Below are 15,671 nucleotides of genomic sequence, written 5' to 3'. Positions count from 1 at the left end.
CGATGGATACGCAATCGCTGACGAAGGCGGCCTTTGACAGCCGCTCGCTGAACGACCTGAAGCGCGAAGCCAGCACCGACCCGAAAGGCAAGGCGCTGCAGGTGGCGAAACAGGTTGAGGGAATGTTTGTGCAGATGATGATGAAGAGCATGCGCGAAGCGCTGCCGCAGGACGGCATCTTCAGCAACGAATCGACCAAAATGTTCACCTCGATGTACGATCAGCAGATTGCGCAGGAGATCGGCAAGCGCGGTCTGGGCATGGCCGATCTTATCGTCAAGCAGATGCAGCCGGCGCAGGAGCCCGACGAGCGCGCCGGCACCGTGCCGATGCCGCTCGACGACAGCTTTATCTACAGCGCAGCGGCCTCCAGCCAGCTGGAGCAGATGGTGCGCAAGGCGGTGCCGCGCCTGCCGGTCTCGCCGGCTAACCTGCCTGCCGACAGCAGCGAGTTTATCGCCCAGCTGGCGCAGCCTGCGCAGGCCGCCAGCGCCGAGAGCGGCATTCCGCACCACCTGATTCTGGCGCAGGCAGCGCTGGAGTCGGGCTGGGGCCAGCGCCAGATCCTGACCCGCGACGGCAAACCAAGCTACAACGTGTTCGGCATCAAGGCGAGCGGCAACTGGACCGGCGAAACCACCGATATCATGACCACGGAGTATGAGCAGGGCGAGGCGAAGAAGGTGCGCGCCAGCTTCCGCGTCTACCACTCCTATTTCGAGGCGCTTACCGACTACGTCAAACTCCTCTCGAACAACCCGCGCTACGCCGCCGTCACCAGCGCGCAGACCGCCGAGCAGGGCGCGCACGCGCTGCAGGCCGCCGGTTACGCCACCGATCCGAAATATGCGCAGAAGCTGGTAGGAATGATCCAGCAATTCAAAAGCATGGGCGAGAAAGTGGTGAAGGCGTACAGCAAAGATTTAAACGATCTCTTCTAGCGGCTCAGCCTCAAGTTTCACTCAGGCGCGCCGATAATATCAGCAGATGCCAGACGCGTTTTCGCGCACGGGCGAGCATTGATGAGTGCGAGCCCGCTTAACGGGAAAGAAAGGAACCGAGATGTCCAGCATAATAAACTCTGCGATGAGTGGGTTAAGCGCCGCACAGGCGGCGCTCAGCACCACCAGCAATAACATTACCAACTACACGGTCGCGGGCTACTCGCGCCAGACGATTCTGCTGTCGCAGGCGAACAGCACCCTGCAGGGCAGCAGCTATTACGGCAACGGCGTAAACGTTACCGGCGTGCAGCGCGAATATGACGAGTTCATTACGGCGCAGCTGCGCAGTTCCAGCGCCACCTACAGCGCGGCCAATACCCAGTACTCGCAAATCTCCAACATCGACGATCTGCTTTCCACCTCAACCACCAGTCTCTCGACGTCGATTCAGGGCTTCTTTACTAACCTGCAGAACGTGGTGAGCAACGCGAACGATCCGTCGGCGCGTCAGTCGATGCTGAGCAACGCCCAGGGGCTGGTGAACCAGTTCCAGACCACCGCGCAGTATCTGACCAATATGCAGAGCAGCGTCAATACCGATGTCGCCTCGAACGTTGACCAGATCAACACCTTTACCAGCCAGATCGCCGATCTCAACAAACAGATCGGCAAGCTGAGCACCGCAAGCGGCGCGCAGCCGAACGATCTTCTGGATCAGCGCGATCAGCTGGTAAATAGCCTGAATAATATCGTTGGCGTAACCGTCTCTAAGCAGGACGGCAATTATATCGTCGCCATGGGCAGCGTAACGCTGGTCAACGGCAACAAATCCACCAGCCTGGTCGCGATGCCCTCCAGCAGCGATCCGACGCGCACCGCCGTCGGCTATGTGGATAACAGCGCCGGCAACGTCGAGATTGCTGAAAAGAACATCACTACCGGCTCGCTGGGCGGCCTGCTGGCTTTCCGCTCCCAGGACCTGGACAGCGCGCAGAACCAGCTCGGTCAGCTGGCGGCCGCCTTTACCACCAGCTTCAACGCGGTGCATAAGCAGGGCTACGACAGCAACGGCGATCAGGGCACGGACTTTTTCACCATCGGCAGCCCAACGGTGCAGAGCAACAGTAAAAACAGCTCCGCCACGACCCTGACGGCGAGCTGGACCGATACCAGCGCGCTGAAAGCCTCTAACTATACCGTCAGCTATGACGGCGCGAACTGGAACGTCACGCGCGCATCCGACAATGTGAAAATTACCGCCACGGCCGGCACCGACGCCTCGGGCAACGCCACGCTGAGCTTCGACGGCGTGCAGCTGACCGTGAACGGCACGCCGAACGCGCAGGACAGCTTCCTGGTGAAGCCGGTGCAGAACGTCATCAGCGGCATGTCGGTCGCCATTACCAAGGAGTCGCAGATTGCGGCGGCGGGCGCGACGGGCGGCGAGAGCGACAACCGCAACGCCCAGAAGCTGTTGGCGCTGCAGGACGCGAAGGTGGTGAACGGCAACGCGACGCTGTCGCAGGCTTACGCCAGCATCGTCAGCACCGTCGGCAACAAAACCAGCACGCTGGAAACCGCCAGCACCACGCAGAAAAACGTCGTGACGCAGCTGACCGATCGCCAGCAGTCGGTATCTGGCGTCAACCTCGATGAAGAGTACGCCAACCTGACCAAGTATCAGCAGTACTACATGGCGAACGCGCAGGTGCTGCAAACCGCCAGCTCGATTTTCGACGCGCTGCTTAATATTCGCTAAGGAAAAGAACCATGCGACTCAGTACCAATATGATTTTTGACCAGCAGGTGCGCGGCATCAGCGATTCGCAATCCTCCTGGCTGAAAGTGGGCGAGCAGCTCTCCAGCGGCCGCCGCGTCAATAATCCCTCAGACGATCCTATCGCCGCGTCGCGCTCGGTCGTGCTGGCGCAGACCCAGGCGCAGAGCAGCCAGTACTCACTGGCGCGCACCTTTGCGACTCAGGGATTGTCGATGGAAGAGAACACGCTCACCGGCGTGACCAGCACCATTCAGGATGCGCAGACGCTGATCGTAAACGGCTCGACCGGCACGCTGAGCGACGACGACCGCGGCTCTATCGCCACCCAGCTGGAGGGCCTGCGCTCGCAGCTGCTGAACCTGGCGAACAGCAAAGACGGCAACGGCCGTTATATCTTCGCCGGTTATAAAACCGATAGCGCGCCTTTCGTCGACAACGGCAGCGGCGCGGTGACCTATGCGGGCGGCAGCGACGCCATTACGCAGAAAGTGGATACCAGCCGCACCATGACCGTGGGCCACACCGGCGACGACATCTTTATGTCGATCACCGGCAACGCCAAAAAAGAGCCGGACGGTAGCGCCAGCGAAACCAATATCTTCAATATGCTCGACAGCGCTATCGCCGCGCTGAAGACGCCGCTGGCGGACGCCGACGACGCCGCTAAAAAGACGTTTCAGGATGCGATGGATAAAACCAACCGCGGCCTTGGCAATGCGCTAAACAATGTTCTGACCGTGCGCTCCGAGATCGGCACTCAGCTCTCTGAACTGAGCACGCTGGATGGGCAGGGCGGCAACCGCGACGTGATCCTGAGCAGCGAAATGAGCGACCTGGTCGACACCGACTACACCTCGGCCATCTCCAGCTATACCATGCAGCAGACGGCGCTTCAGGCCTCTTATAAAACCTTTACCGACATGTCCAAGATGTCGCTGTTCCAGCTCAACGCCTGACAAAACCTGATTCGAGCATGCCTGAACCGGACATGCTCATTTTGTCCCACGACCCTGACCGGCATCGTGGGATTTTTTTTATCCGTAAGAAATAAAAAACCCCGGCAAGCCGGGGTTTTTTGTAGGTCGCGTCAGGTGGTTACGCGCTCTCAGGTCGGGTCGCCGGAGCGGTGGCCTGATGCGTCGCGCTGTGACCGCCCGCTGCGCCTTTGCCTTCGAAGGCGAACGGCGCGCGTACCCAGTCGCTGTGGCGTGCCGGCTCCGGCTGCCAGGCTGGCGCCGGCGCTTTGGTCATCGGCGCGGAAGCGTGATGGGTAAAGCGGACGGCGGATTCCTGCGGCGCGGCGTCGCGTGCCGGAACTGGCGCATGCGGCTCGCTGATCGGCTCAGGCGTGCTCTCTGCCGCAACCGGGGCGTTCAGCACTTCCTCAACCTGCGCTTCTGCTTCCGGCGTCACGTCGTGCGCTGATTCAGCGGCGATCTCGGTGGCGTCGGCGGCTGGCGTCGCTTCTTCAACAACCGGCGCAGCCGGAACAGCCTGCTCAGCGATCGCTTCCGCTACGGCTTCATCAGCAGCCGGGATAACGGCAGGTTCATGATTTACCGGTGCCTCAATCGGCGCGGTGTTATCAGTATTCACCAGCGGGACCGGCGTTTCCGCCTGAGGTTCAGCCTGCTGCACGTCATCAGCCGGTTGCGCTTCAGCGGCATTGACCTGCGGCGCAGCGTCAGCCTGCGGCGCGGCTTCGATGGATGGCGCGGCTTCGACAGCGGCGACCGGCAGGGCGATAGCGCCTGCGGTCTCTTGCTGGCTGTAGTCCGGCGCATCCTGCTGCGGCTCCTGCATCTCTACCGGCTGAGCGACCGGATAGCGTACCCAGACCTTGCCGGATGCCATTTCTGGCGACGCTGCGGCGGCAGCCAGCGGCATGGCTGACTCGGTCGGATAACGCTCGTCGCGATAGCGACGGCGACGCTGCCCGCTGACGCGCAGGTGGCGCGGCGAACGGCGCGAACGTCGCGGCATATTGCCGTTGTCGCGGTTTTCCGTCTCATCCTGCTCGAACTGCGCTGGCTCTTCGATCTGCGGCGCGTTGCGTACGGCCTCTGGCTGCGTTTCCACAGCTCCCGCTGTCGGCTGCTCCGTCTCGCCGCCGATACGCACTTTCTGCGTCAGCTGGCGCGGCTTGCGGCGCGGCATAACCTGAACGCGCTCATCTTCCTGCGCTTCCGGGGTCTCGACGACGTCAGCGACGGCGGCGGACTCAACGGCTTTGCTCGCTTCCTGCTGCGCGCGCTTCTCTTCCTGGCGACGACGCTGGCGCTCGGCGCGCTGTTCGCGACGCTGCTGCTGCTGCTCTTCGCGCTGCTGGCGCGCTTCGTCGCTCAGAACCGGGCTGCGCTCTTCGCGCGCTTCGTTCTGCGGTGACTGGCGCTTGTTGCGACGCGCATCGGCGTTGTCGCGCGGCTCGCGATTTTCACGCGGCTCACGGCTCTCGCGCGGTTCGCGATTCTCACGCGGCTCGCGGCTCTCGCGCGGTTCACGGTTTTCACGCGGCTCGCGGCTGTCGCCGTTGCGCGGCGTACGCTCGCGACGGTTGTTGTTGCGGCGATTGTTGCGACGATCGCCGCGCTCTTTGGCGCTGCTGTCGTTGTCGCTCTCTTCGCTGCTGGCCTGCGGAGCTGGTGTCGCTTCCGCGGCTGGCGTCGGGGCAGGCTCGTTGCCGCCGAACAGTTTTTTCAGCAGACGGCTAAAGAAGCCGGTACCGCTGGCGGCGGCTGGCGCGGCGGCAGCCGGTTTGGCTTCAGGCTGCGGCTCAACGGCTTTAGGCTGCTCCGCTGGGGTTTCGGCCGGCGCCGGCGGCGCGTCAGGCATAACGAAGGCGGCCAGCGCAGGTTGCTCAGGACGACGGCGCTCGGCGTGCTCCTCTTCCGACGGCATCGCCATTTCGGCTTCATGCAGCTTCGGCAGGTGATAGCTGAGGGTCTGCGTCTCTTCGCCTTTGCGCACGCGCAGCACGGAGTAGTGCGGCGTTTCCATGCGATCGTCCGGCACGATAATCGCGCGAACGCCGCCCTGGCGCTTCTCAATCGCGTTCACCGCTTCACGTTTTTCGTTCAGCAGGTAAGAGGCGATCTGCACCGGGACAATGGCGTGCACCTCTTTGGTGTTGTCTTTCAGCGCTTCTTCTTCAATCAGGCGCAGAATCGACAGCGACAGCGATTCGTTGTCGCGGATGGTGCCGGTGCCGCTACAGCGCGGACAGACGTGATGACTCGACTCGCCCAGCGACGGGCTGAGACGCTGACGCGACATCTCCAGCAGGCCGAAGCGCGAAATATGGCTGATCTGAATGCGCGCGCGATCCTGACGCACCGCTTCGCGCAGGCGATTTTCCACCGCGCGCTGGTGACGCACCGGCGTCATATCGATAAAGTCGATAACGATCAGACCGCCCAGGTCGCGCAGGCGCAGCTGACGCGCGATCTCATCGGCGGCTTCCAGGTTGGTGTTGAACGCCGTCTCTTCGATATCGCCGCCGCGCGTGGCGCGCGCCGAGTTGATGTCGATGGCGGTCAGCGCTTCGGTGCTGTCGATAACGATCGAACCGCCCGACGGCAGGCGCACTTCGCGCTGGAAGGCGGACTCAATCTGCGATTCGATCTGATAGTGGCTGAACAGCGGGATCTCGCCGGTGTAGAGCTTGATCTTGCTGCTGAAATCGGGACGGCCGAGGGCGGCGATATGCTGGCGCGCCAGCTCGAGCACTTTCGGGTTGTCGATCAGGATTTCGCCGATGTCCTGGCGCAGGTAGTCGCGGAAGGCGCGCACAATAACGTTGCTTTCCTGATGGATCAGGAAAGGCGCAGGGCGGTTTTCAGCGGCTTTTTTGATTGCTTCCCAGTGTTTCAGACGGAAGCTCAGGTCCCACTGCAGCGCCTCGGCGGATTTGCCTACGCCTGCGGTGCGTACGATCAGGCCCATGCCGTCCGGCAGCTCCAGCGACGAGAGCGCCTCTTTCAGCTCGGTGCGATCGTCGCCTTCGATGCGGCGAGAGATGCCGCCCGCGCGCGGATTGTTCGGCATCAGCACCAGATAGCTGCCCGCCAGAGAGATAAAGGTAGTCAGCGCCGCGCCTTTGTTGCCGCGCTCTTCTTTATCGATCTGAACGATCACTTCCTGACCTTCGCGCAGCACCTCTTTGATATTCGGACGGCCTTGCGCGTTATAGCTGGATGGGAAGTATTCGCGGGAGATTTCTTTCAGGGGGAGAAAACCGTGGCGCTCGGCGCCGTAATCGACAAACGCAGCTTCGAGGCTGGGTTCAATGCGGGTGATCTTACCTTTGTAGATGTTGGCTTTTTTCTGTTCGTGTCCGGGGCTTTCAATATCCAGATCGTACAGGCGTTGTCCATCAACCAGGGCAACGCGCAACTCCTCCTGCTGAGTTGCATTAATTAACATTCTTTTCATCGTTTCTGACTCGTTATTCTCACATGAGTGATAAAGCTGCGGGCATAGTTACCCTGGACGAGTTCTGACCGATGGCCCCGTGACTAAGTGCCTTACGTCAACCTCCCGGTTGTCGACTGCGCGAGGGGCGCAAATAACGTCGGTGGCCTGTTTTTCATAAGGAAAAACAGCGCCGTTGCGCTGAAATGCCTGAGAGAAATTGATAACTCCTGCATTTCAAACTTCCGTCCAGGCTGCAACCCGCAGCCCGCTAAGTGCCTGAATAAACATCACGTCTTACGCCATTGCTGCGTGTGCGTTTCATTCGGCAAAATGACTAATTAGCTCTTTTTCTGGCCTGAAATGCATCAGACGAGAAACTCAAGCATTATTCCATTGCTAACCTTCATATAGCAAGGCGACTTTTACCGCCAGATGAAGATTAGTGATACATAACACCTTAATATGTCGGACGAATGAGCAGGCTGCTGAAAAAGCCAGCGCACGCTGCGCTTTTTCGCGCGACAAGAGGAGAGTTAAGCACAGAAAAAGGGGTGGCGCTATCACAGGACACTATTTAGAATCGCCGCCATGAAAACAGAGAATCCTGGCGTACAGCTTGTCGCCATTTCGGCTGAAAATGCCGGACAACGCATCGATAACTTTTTACGCACCCAGCTTAAAGGCGTGCCGAAAAGCATGATTTACCGCATCCTGCGCAAAGGCGAGGTGCGGGTGAATAAAAAACGCATTAAGCCGGAATATAAGCTGGAAGAGGGCGACGAAGTGCGCATCCCGCCGGTGCGCGTCGCCGAGCGCGAAGAGCAGGCGGTGTCGCCGAAGCTGGAGAAAGTCGCGGCGCTGGCGGAGGCGATCATCTTCGAAGACGATCATATCCTGGTGCTCAACAAGCCTTCCGGCACGGCAGTGCACGGAGGCAGCGGGTTGAGCTTCGGCGTGATCGAAGGGCTGCGCGCGCTGCGTCCCGAGGCGCGCTTCCTCGAACTGGTGCATCGCCTCGATCGTGACACCTCCGGCGTGCTGCTGGTCGCCAAGAAGCGGTCGGCGCTGCGCTCGCTGCATGAGCAGCTGCGCGAAAAGGGGATGCAGAAGGATTATCTGGCGCTGGTGCGCGGCAGCTGGCCGTCGCACCTCAAGAGCGTACAAGCGCCGCTGCTGAAGAATATCCTGCAGAGCGGCGAGCGCGTGGTGCGCGTCAGCAGCGAAGGGAAACCGTCGGAAACGCGCTTTAAAGTGGAAGAGCGCTTCACCTTCGCCACGCTGGTCAAGGCGAGCCCGGTCACGGGCCGCACCCATCAGATCCGCGTGCATACCCTGCATGCCGGTCATCCTATCGCCTTTGACGATCGCTACGGCGAGCGCGAATTTGACAGTCAGCTGGCCGCTACCGGATTGCGTCGTCTGTTTCTGCACGCCGCCGCGCTGACCTTTACCCACCCCGGCAGCGGCGAAACGCTGCGTTTAGAGGCGCCGCTCGATAACGAACTCAAGCGCTGCCTGCAGGCGCTGCGTCAGCAAAAAAGCTGACGCGCTTTCGGCGTCATTCCAGCGGATTGATGCCGACTGCCCGCAACATGCCGCTGAGCGCAATCAGCGGCAGCCCTACCAGGGTATTGGGATCGCGCCCCTCCAGCCGCTCGAACAGGCAGATGCCCAGCCCCTCGCTCTTGAAACTCCCGGCGCACTGCAAAGGCTGCTCCTTCTCTATATAGGCGCGGATCTCCGCATCGCTGAGCGCGCGGAAGTGCACCACAAAAGGTTCGCAGCACTGCATCAGCGTCCCGCTGCGCGGCTGGTAGAGCGCCAGTCCGGTATAAAAGGTGACGGCGTAGCCGCTCGCCTGACGCAGCTGCGCGAAAGCGCGGTCGGGCGTGTGCGGCTTGCCGGTAATGGCGTCGTTGAGCACGCATACCTGGTCCGAACCGATAATCCAGCTGTCGGGATAGTCGGCGGCCAGCGCCTGCGCTTTGGCGACGGCGAGGCGGGTCACCAGGGCGTCGGCGGCTTCGCCAGCGCGCGGCGTTTCGTCAACGTCTGGCGCCGCGGTAATAAAAGGCAGGCCGAGTTTGCCCAGCAGCGCCTGACGAAACGGCGAGGTTGAGGCTAAAAGAAGAGAGACAGGCATTTTTTCACAATAGTAATGGCGAATTGGTGACACTCATTTTAAACTGTGCGCCGCACTGGATGCGAATAACTGGTGAAAGATGCTGTGAAACGGCCTTTTTCTTTGACTCTATGACGTTACAAAGTTAATATGCGCGCCCTATGCAAAAGGTAAAATTACCCCTGACGCTGGATCCGGTCCGCGCCGCTCAAAAACGCCTGGATTATCAGGGCGTTTACACCCCTGAACAGGTGGAGCGCGTAGCCGAATCAGTTGTTAGTGTGGACAGTGACGTGGAATGTACCATGTCGTTTGCGGTTGACAGCCAGCGCCTCGCCGTACTGCAAGGTACAGCGGACGTGCAGGTTACATTGCGCTGCCAGCGCTGCAACCAGACATTCCCTCACGCTGTCCACGTAAGCTATTGCTTCAGTCCTGTCTCAACCGATGAGCAGGCCGAGGCACTGCCGGAAGCCTACGAGCCGATCGACGTCGATGATTTTGGCGAAGTCGATCTGCTGGCGGTGATAGAGGATGAAATCATCCTCGCGCTGCCGGTCGTTCCGGTGCATGATTCTGAACACTGTGAAGTGTCCGAGGCGGACATGGTCTTTGGCAAATTGCCTGCAGAGGCGGAAAAACCAAACCCATTTGCCGTATTAGCCAGTTTAAAGCGTAAGTAATAGGAGTAAGGTCCATGGCCGTACAACAGAATAAACCCACCCGTTCTAAGCGTGGCATGCGTCGTTCGCACGATGCGCTGACCACTGCAACTCTGTCTGTAGATAAAGTTTCTGGCGAAACGCATCTGCGTCACCACATCACTGCGGATGGTTACTACCGCGGTCGCAAGGTCATCACCAAGTAAGACTTGCGCTTAGCAAGGTGATACTTTGACACGTTTGACCCTGGCTATTGATGCCATGGGCGGGGATTTCGGTCCCTGCGTGACAGTGCCTGCAGCTTTGCAGGCACTGGCCTCTCATTCGCATCTCAATCTTCTTCTGGTCGGCATTCCCGACGACATCACTCCATTGCTTGCCAAAGCGGATTCCTCGTTAACAGAACGTTTGCAGGTCATTCCTGCGGAGTCAGTTATTGCAAGCGATGCGCGACCCTCTCAGGCGATCCGCGCCAGTCGCGGCAGCTCGATGCGTATTGCGCTGGAGCTGGTGAAAGAGGGACGAGCGCAGGCCTGCGTCAGCGCTGGCAACACCGGCGCCCTGATGGGGCTGGCAAAATTAATGATAAAACCGCTGGACGGCATTGAGCGCCCGGCGTTAATGACCGTGCTGCCGCATCAGCAGCGCGGCAAAACGGTGGTGCTCGATTTAGGCGCCAACGTGGACTCCGACAGCGAGATGCTGGTGCAGTTTGCCGTAATGGGCGCGGTGATGGCGGAAGAGGTGTTAGCGATCCCCAATCCCCGCGTCGCGCTGCTCAATATTGGTCAGGAAGAGACCAAAGGGCTGGAGAGCATACGCGCCGCCGCCAGCATGCTGAAAGCGTCCGGGCAGATTAACTATATTGGTTACCTGGAAGGCAACGACCTGCTTACCGGCAAGACAGATGTGCTGGTGTGTGACGGTTTCGTCGGCAACGTCACGCTGAAAACCATGGAAGGCGTGGTAAGAATGTTCCTTTCCCTGCTGAAGTCTTCAGGGGAGGGGAAAAAACGGTCATGGTGGCTGAAGCTGCTGGGGCGCTGGATTCAGAAACGTCTGGCTAAGCGCTTCGGGCATCTCAACCCCGACCAGTACAATGGCGCTTGTCTGTTAGGATTGCGCGGAACAGTGATCAAAAGCCATGGCGCGGCCAATCAACGCGCCTTTGCCGTGGCGATAGAACAGGCAGAGCAGGCGGTGCGACGGCAGGTTCCCGAACGAATCGCCGCGCGTCTTGATGCTGTATTAGCCAGGAGTGACAAAGCCTAGATGTTTACCAAAATTATCGGTACGGGCAGCTATTTGCCTAGCCAGGTGCGTTCGAATGCGGATCTGGAAAAAATGGTGGAGACGTCGGACGAGTGGATCGTAACCCGCACCGGCATCCGCGAGCGCCGCATTGCCGCGCCGGATGAAACCGTCGCCAGCATGGGCTTCGCGGCTGCGCAGCGCGCGCTGGAGATGGCGGGCGTAGAGGCAGGCGACATCGGACTGATTATCGTTGCCACCACCTCGTCCAGCCACGCTTTTCCCAGCTCGGCCTGCATGATCCAGCAGATGCTGGGCATCAACGACTGCGCCGCCTTCGACCTCGCGGCCGCCTGTGCGGGCTTTACCTATGCGCTGAGCGTCGCGGACCAGTACATTAAAAACGGCGCGGTGAAGCATGCGCTGGTGATTGGCTCCGACGTGCTGGCGCGCACCCTCGATCCCAACGATCGCGGCACCATTATTCTGTTCGGCGACGGCGCGGGCGCGGTGGTATTAGGCGCAAGCGAAGAGCAGGGCATCATCTCTACGCATCTGCATGCCGACGGCCGCTACGGCCAGCTGCTGACGCTGCCTTACCAGAATCGCGCTAATCAGGACGAGCCAGCCTATCTCACCATGGCCGGCAACGAAGTGTTCAAGGTGGCGGTAACCGAGCTGGCGCACATCGTTGACGAAACCCTGCAGGCCAATAATCTCGATCGCGAAATGCTCGACTGGCTGGTGCCGCATCAGGCTAACCTGCGCATCATCAGCGCGACGGCGAAAAAACTCGGCATGGGCATGGATAAAGTGGTGGTCACGCTGGATCGTCACGGCAATACCTCGGCGGCGTCGGTGCCCAGCGCGCTGGATGAAGCCGTGCGCGACGGCCGTATCAAACCCGGACAACTGATTCTGCTGGAGGCCTTTGGTGGCGGGTTCACCTGGGGTTCCGCACTGGTTCGCTTTTGATTCACAGGAAAAAAAGATGACGCAATTTGCCTTTGTTTTTCCCGGTCAGGGATCACAGACCGTCGGCATGCTCTCTGAGCTGGCGGCGGCCTATCCGCTGGTGGAAGCGACCTTCCGCGAAGCGTCTGACGCGCTGGGATACGATCTGTGGCAGCTGGTCAACGCTGGCCCGGCTGAAGAGCTGAACAAGACCTGGCAGACGCAGCCTGCGCTGCTGGCCGCTTCCGTGGCGATCTATCGCGTCTGGCAGCAGCAGGGCGGCGCGCAGCCGACGCTGATGGCCGGCCATAGCCTCGGCGAATACTCCGCGCTAGTTTGCGCCGGCGTGCTTGATTTCGCCGACGCCATCAAGCTGGTGGAGCTGCGCGGTAAGCTGATGCAGGAAGCGGTGCCGGAAGGCACCGGCGCGATGCAGGCGATTATCGGCCTCGACGACGCCTCTATTCGCAAAGCCTGCGAAGAGAGCGCGCAGGGCCAGGTGGTCTCGCCGGTTAACTTTAACTCGCCGGGCCAGGTGGTCATCGCGGGCAATAAAGAAGCGGTCGAACGTGCGGGCGCAGCCTGTAAAGCCGCAGGCGCCAAGCGCGCGCTGCCGCTGCCGGTCAGCGTGCCGTCGCACTGCGCGCTGATGAAGCCTGCCGCAGACAAACTGGCGGTAGCGCTGGAAGAGATTGCGTTCAACGCGCCGTCCGTTCCGGTGGTGAATAACGTTGACGTAAAATGCGAAAGCGACGCGGCGGCGATCCGCCACGCGCTGGTGCGCCAGCTTTACAGCCCGGTTCGCTGGACCGAGAGCGTAGAATTTATGGCGTCGCAGGGCGTTACCCAGCTGCTGGAAATGGGGCCGGGTAAAGTGCTGACGGGTCTGACCAAACGTATTGTGGACAGCCTGACGGCGGCAGCGGTCAACGACCCGACGTCGCTTTCTGCAGCACTTGAACAGGAATAAGAGGATAAACATGAGCTTTGAAGGTAAAGTTGCGCTGGTAACAGGCGCGAGCCGCGGCATCGGCCGCGCGATCGCTGAAACGCTGGTCGCGCGCGGCGCTAAAGTTATCGGCACCGCGACCAGCGAAAGCGGCGCAGAAGCCATCAGCGCTTACCTCGGCGATAACGGCAAAGGTCTGCTGCTGAATGTGACCGATCCCGCATCGATCGACAGCGTGCTGGAGAAGGTTCGCGCAGAATTTGGCGAAGTAGACATTTTGGTCAATAATGCAGGCATTACGCGTGACAATCTGTTGATGCGCATGAAAGACGACGAGTGGGCGGATATCCTTGATACCAACCTGACGTCGGTCTTCCGTCTTTCGAAGGCGGTATTGCGCGCCATGATGAAAAAACGCGTGGGTCGTATCATTACCATCGGTTCCGTTGTTGGCACCATGGGCAACGCGGGCCAGGCAAACTACGCAGCAGCCAAGGCGGGTTTGATTGGCTTTAGCAAATCACTGGCGCGCGAAGTTGCGTCACGTGGCATTACCGTAAACGTCGTGGCTCCGGGCTTTATCGAGACGGACATGACGCGTGCACTGAGCGAAGATCAACGTTCCGGCATTTTGACGCAGGTTCCCGCAGGTCGTTTAGGCGACGCGCAGGAAATCGCCAATGCTGTTGCATTCTTAGCCTCTGACGAAGCAGCCTACATCACGGGTGAGACGCTGCACGTCAATGGCGGCATGTACATGGTCTGATAATCACGAAATCATTTGCATTGTTTGCGGTAAAAACCGCAAAATAGCGTAAAATCGTGGTTCGACCAGCCGGGATTTTGTTGCATCTTTTTCAACATTTTATACACTACGAAAACCATCGCGAAAGCGAGTTTTGATAGGAAATTAAATAGTATGAGCGATATCGAACAACGCGTTAAGAAAATCATTGCTGAGCAGCTGGGTGTGAAAGAGGACGAAGTAACAAACTCTGCATCTTTCGTTGAAGACCTGGGTGCTGATTCTCTTGACACCGTTGAGCTGGTAATGGCTCTGGAAGAAGAGTTTGATACTGAAATTCCAGACGAAGAAGCTGAGAAAATCACTACCGTTCAGGCAGCGATCGACTACATCAATAGCCACCAAGGCTAATGAATATCTTCAGGCGGTCGCTCGACCGCCTGAGTTTTATGCTAGTTCCTTAGAGTTTTTATTCCCCCTCCCTGGAGGACGAACGTGTCTAAGCGTCGTGTAGTTGTGACCGGTCTTGGCATGTTGTCTCCTGTCGGCAAAACCGTAGAGTCTACCTGGAGTGCTCTCCTTGCCGGTCAGAGCGGCATTAACCTGATCGACCATTTTGATACGAGTGCCTACGCAACCCGTTTTGCTGGCATCGTAAGAGATTTCAATTGTGATGAAATCATCTCGCGCAAAGATCAGCGCAAGATGGATGACTTCATCCAATACGGCATTGTTGCCGGCGTGCAGGCTATGCAGGATTCGGGTCTGGTCGTGACCGATGAAAACGCTGGACGCATCGGCGCGGCAATTGGTTCCGGCATCGGCGGACTGGGTCTGATCGAAGAGAACCATACCTCGCTGGTCAACGGCGGTCCGCGCAAAATCAGTCCGTTCTTTGTACCTTCGACCATTGTGAACATGATCGCCGGCCATCTGACGATTATGTATGGCATGAAAGGTCCCAGCATCTCTATCGCTACTGCCTGTACCTCCGGCGTGCACAACATCGGTCATGCGGCGCGTATCATCGCCTATAACGATGCTGACGTGATGCTGGCGGGCGGCGCAGAGAAAGCCAGCACCCCGCTGGGCGTGGGCGGCTTCGGCGCAGCGCGCGCGCTCTCTACGCGCAACGATAACCCGCAGGCGGCAAGCCGTCCGTGGGATAAAGATCGTGACGGTTTCGTACTGGGCGACGGCGCGGGCATTATCGTGCTGGAAGAGTATGAGCACGCGAAAAAACGCGGCGCGAAAATCTATGCGGAAATTGTCGGCTTCGGCATGAGCAGCGATGCTTACCACATGACGTCGCCGCCGGAAAACGGCGCTGGCGCCGCGCTGGCGATGGAAAACGCGCTGCGCGACGCGCAGCTGTCGGCAGAGCAGATCGGCTACGTCAACGCGCACGGCACCTCTACGCCAGCGGGTGACAAAGCGGAAGCGCAGGCGGTGAAAACCATTTTCGGCGCCTCGGCGAAAACCGTTATGGTCAGCTCGACTAAATCGATGACCGGCCACCTGCTGGGCGCGGCAGGCGCGGTAGAGTCAATCTACTCGATTCTGGCGCTGCGCGACCAGGCCGTTCCGCCGACCATTAACCTGGATAATCCGGATGAGGGCTGCGATCTCGACTTCGTGCCTCACACGGCACGTCAGGTTAGCGGCCTGGAGTACACGCTGTGTAACTCCTTCGGCTTCGGCGGCACGAACGGCTCATTGATTTTCCGTAAGATCTGACGATTCACGTTCTGGCAAAAGGCCCGCAAATGCGGGCCTTTTTTCTATCTGGAAAGGCTCTGAAACGGATTATCACACCACAACGCGCTACCATAGCGCTTTTGCCTGCGGGAG

14 protein-coding genes are annotated in these 15,671 nt (G+C 59.5%); 12 read left to right on the top strand and 2 right to left on the bottom strand.

What is annotated here, in order from left to right:
• The first annotated feature begins 2 nt into the window (after positions 1 to 2).
• The 3 genes from flgJ (at position 3) to flgL (ending at position 3,680) form a co-directional block, all read left to right on the top strand.
• Positions 3 to 941 (top strand): flagellar assembly peptidoglycan hydrolase FlgJ, encoded by a 939-nt coding sequence (flgJ, locus tag PVE98_RS12335; protein ID WP_096072933.1) that lies wholly within the window; start codon positions 3 to 5, stop codon positions 939 to 941.
• A 121-nt stretch (positions 942 to 1,062) separates the two neighbouring features.
• Entirely contained in the window at positions 1,063 to 2,703 is a 1,641-nt protein-coding gene (flgK, locus tag PVE98_RS12330) for a flagellar hook-associated protein FlgK (RefSeq protein WP_096072934.1), read from the top strand.
• A gap of 11 nt (positions 2,704 to 2,714) precedes the next feature.
• Entirely contained in the window at positions 2,715 to 3,680 is a 966-nt protein-coding gene (gene flgL / locus PVE98_RS12325; RefSeq protein ID WP_033750963.1) for a flagellar hook-associated protein FlgL, read from the top strand.
• A gap of 139 nt (positions 3,681 to 3,819) precedes the next feature.
• Here flgL and rne read toward each other — a convergent pair whose 3' ends face one another.
• Entirely contained in the window at positions 3,820 to 7,155 is a 3,336-nt protein-coding gene (gene rne, locus PVE98_RS12320) for a ribonuclease E (RefSeq protein WP_096072935.1), read from the bottom strand.
• A gap of 570 nt (positions 7,156 to 7,725) precedes the next feature.
• On the opposite strand from rne, the gene rluC reads away from it, so the two are divergent.
• On the top strand, positions 7,726 to 8,682 hold the full coding sequence (gene rluC / locus PVE98_RS12315; RefSeq protein ID WP_096072936.1) for a 23S rRNA pseudouridine(955/2504/2580) synthase RluC: 957 nt from the start codon (positions 7,726 to 7,728) through the stop codon (positions 8,680 to 8,682).
• 13 nt (positions 8,683 to 8,695) lie between these two features.
• Here rluC and PVE98_RS12310 read toward each other — a convergent pair whose 3' ends face one another.
• On the bottom strand, positions 8,696 to 9,280 hold the full coding sequence (locus PVE98_RS12310; protein ID WP_096072937.1) for a nucleoside triphosphate pyrophosphatase: 585 nt from the start codon (positions 9,278 to 9,280) through the stop codon (positions 8,696 to 8,698).
• A 140-nt stretch (positions 9,281 to 9,420) separates the two neighbouring features.
• On the opposite strand from PVE98_RS12310, the gene yceD reads away from it, so the two are divergent.
• From yceD to fabF, 8 genes are all read left to right on the top strand, one after another.
• Entirely contained in the window at positions 9,421 to 9,942 is a 522-nt protein-coding gene (gene yceD, locus PVE98_RS12305; RefSeq protein WP_033750954.1) for a 23S rRNA accumulation protein YceD, read from the top strand.
• A 14-nt stretch (positions 9,943 to 9,956) separates the two neighbouring features.
• Positions 9,957 to 10,127 carry a 50S ribosomal protein L32 gene (gene rpmF, locus PVE98_RS12300; protein WP_017348070.1) on the top strand — a complete coding sequence of 57 codons (171 nt, stop codon included), beginning with the start codon at positions 9,957 to 9,959 and terminating at the stop codon, positions 10,125 to 10,127.
• A gap of 25 nt (positions 10,128 to 10,152) precedes the next feature.
• A complete protein-coding gene (gene plsX, locus PVE98_RS12295) occupies positions 10,153 to 11,193 on the top strand; it encodes a phosphate acyltransferase PlsX (RefSeq protein WP_065426301.1) in 1,041 nt (346 codons plus the stop codon).
• Positions 11,194 to 12,147 carry a beta-ketoacyl-ACP synthase III gene (locus PVE98_RS12290; protein WP_033750948.1) on the top strand — a complete coding sequence of 318 codons (954 nt, stop codon included), beginning with the start codon at positions 11,194 to 11,196 and terminating at the stop codon, positions 12,145 to 12,147.
• A 16-nt stretch (positions 12,148 to 12,163) separates the two neighbouring features.
• Positions 12,164 to 13,096 (top strand): ACP S-malonyltransferase, encoded by a 933-nt coding sequence (gene fabD / locus PVE98_RS12285; protein WP_096072938.1) that lies wholly within the window; start codon positions 12,164 to 12,166, stop codon positions 13,094 to 13,096.
• Between the two features lie 10 nt (positions 13,097 to 13,106).
• Positions 13,107 to 13,841: a 3-oxoacyl-ACP reductase FabG gene (gene fabG, locus PVE98_RS12280; protein WP_033750943.1), complete on the top strand. Its 735-nt coding sequence runs from the start codon at positions 13,107 to 13,109 to the stop codon at positions 13,839 to 13,841.
• Between the two features lie 153 nt (positions 13,842 to 13,994).
• Positions 13,995 to 14,231, top strand: a complete 237-nt coding sequence (gene acpP / locus PVE98_RS12275; protein ID WP_025901771.1) for an acyl carrier protein — start codon at positions 13,995 to 13,997, stop codon at positions 14,229 to 14,231.
• Positions 14,232 to 14,315: 84 nt separating this feature from the next.
• Positions 14,316 to 15,557, top strand: a complete 1,242-nt coding sequence (gene fabF / locus PVE98_RS12270) for a beta-ketoacyl-ACP synthase II (protein WP_033750934.1) — start codon at positions 14,316 to 14,318, stop codon at positions 15,555 to 15,557.
• The last annotated feature ends 114 nt before the right edge of the window (positions 15,558 to 15,671 follow it).

Origin of the sequence: Pantoea sp. GABEPS69, assembly GCF_045780835.1 — a bacterium.
GTDB classification, from domain to species: domain Bacteria; phylum Pseudomonadota; class Gammaproteobacteria; order Enterobacterales; family Enterobacteriaceae; genus Pantoea; species Pantoea septica.
Note: the sequence above shows the minus strand (reverse complement) of the source record. Positions and strands in the feature narration are given on the sequence as shown.

What these genes read in the sequence shown, in the direction of transcription:
- flgJ (WP_096072933.1), top strand. Translation starts at nt 3, where the DNA reads ATGGATACGCAATCGCTGACGAAGGCGGCCTTTGACAGCCGCTCGCTG.
- flgK (WP_096072934.1), top strand. Translation starts at nt 1,063, where the DNA reads ATGTCCAGCATAATAAACTCTGCGATGAGTGGGTTAAGCGCCGCACAG.
- flgL (WP_033750963.1), top strand. Translation starts at nt 2,715, where the DNA reads ATGCGACTCAGTACCAATATGATTTTTGACCAGCAGGTGCGCGGCATC.
- rne (WP_096072935.1), bottom strand. Translation starts at nt 7,155, where the DNA reads ATGAAAAGAATGTTAATTAATGCAACTCAGCAGGAGGAGTTGCGCGTT.
- rluC (WP_096072936.1), top strand. Translation starts at nt 7,726, where the DNA reads ATGAAAACAGAGAATCCTGGCGTACAGCTTGTCGCCATTTCGGCTGAA.
- PVE98_RS12310 (WP_096072937.1), bottom strand. Translation starts at nt 9,280, where the DNA reads ATGCCTGTCTCTCTTCTTTTAGCCTCAACCTCGCCGTTTCGTCAGGCG.
- yceD (WP_033750954.1), top strand. Translation starts at nt 9,421, where the DNA reads ATGCAAAAGGTAAAATTACCCCTGACGCTGGATCCGGTCCGCGCCGCT.
- rpmF (WP_017348070.1), top strand. Translation starts at nt 9,957, where the DNA reads ATGGCCGTACAACAGAATAAACCCACCCGTTCTAAGCGTGGCATGCGT.
- PVE98_RS12290 (WP_033750948.1), top strand. Translation starts at nt 11,194, where the DNA reads ATGTTTACCAAAATTATCGGTACGGGCAGCTATTTGCCTAGCCAGGTG.
- fabD (WP_096072938.1), top strand. Translation starts at nt 12,164, where the DNA reads ATGACGCAATTTGCCTTTGTTTTTCCCGGTCAGGGATCACAGACCGTC.
- fabG (WP_033750943.1), top strand. Translation starts at nt 13,107, where the DNA reads ATGAGCTTTGAAGGTAAAGTTGCGCTGGTAACAGGCGCGAGCCGCGGC.
- acpP (WP_025901771.1), top strand. Translation starts at nt 13,995, where the DNA reads ATGAGCGATATCGAACAACGCGTTAAGAAAATCATTGCTGAGCAGCTG.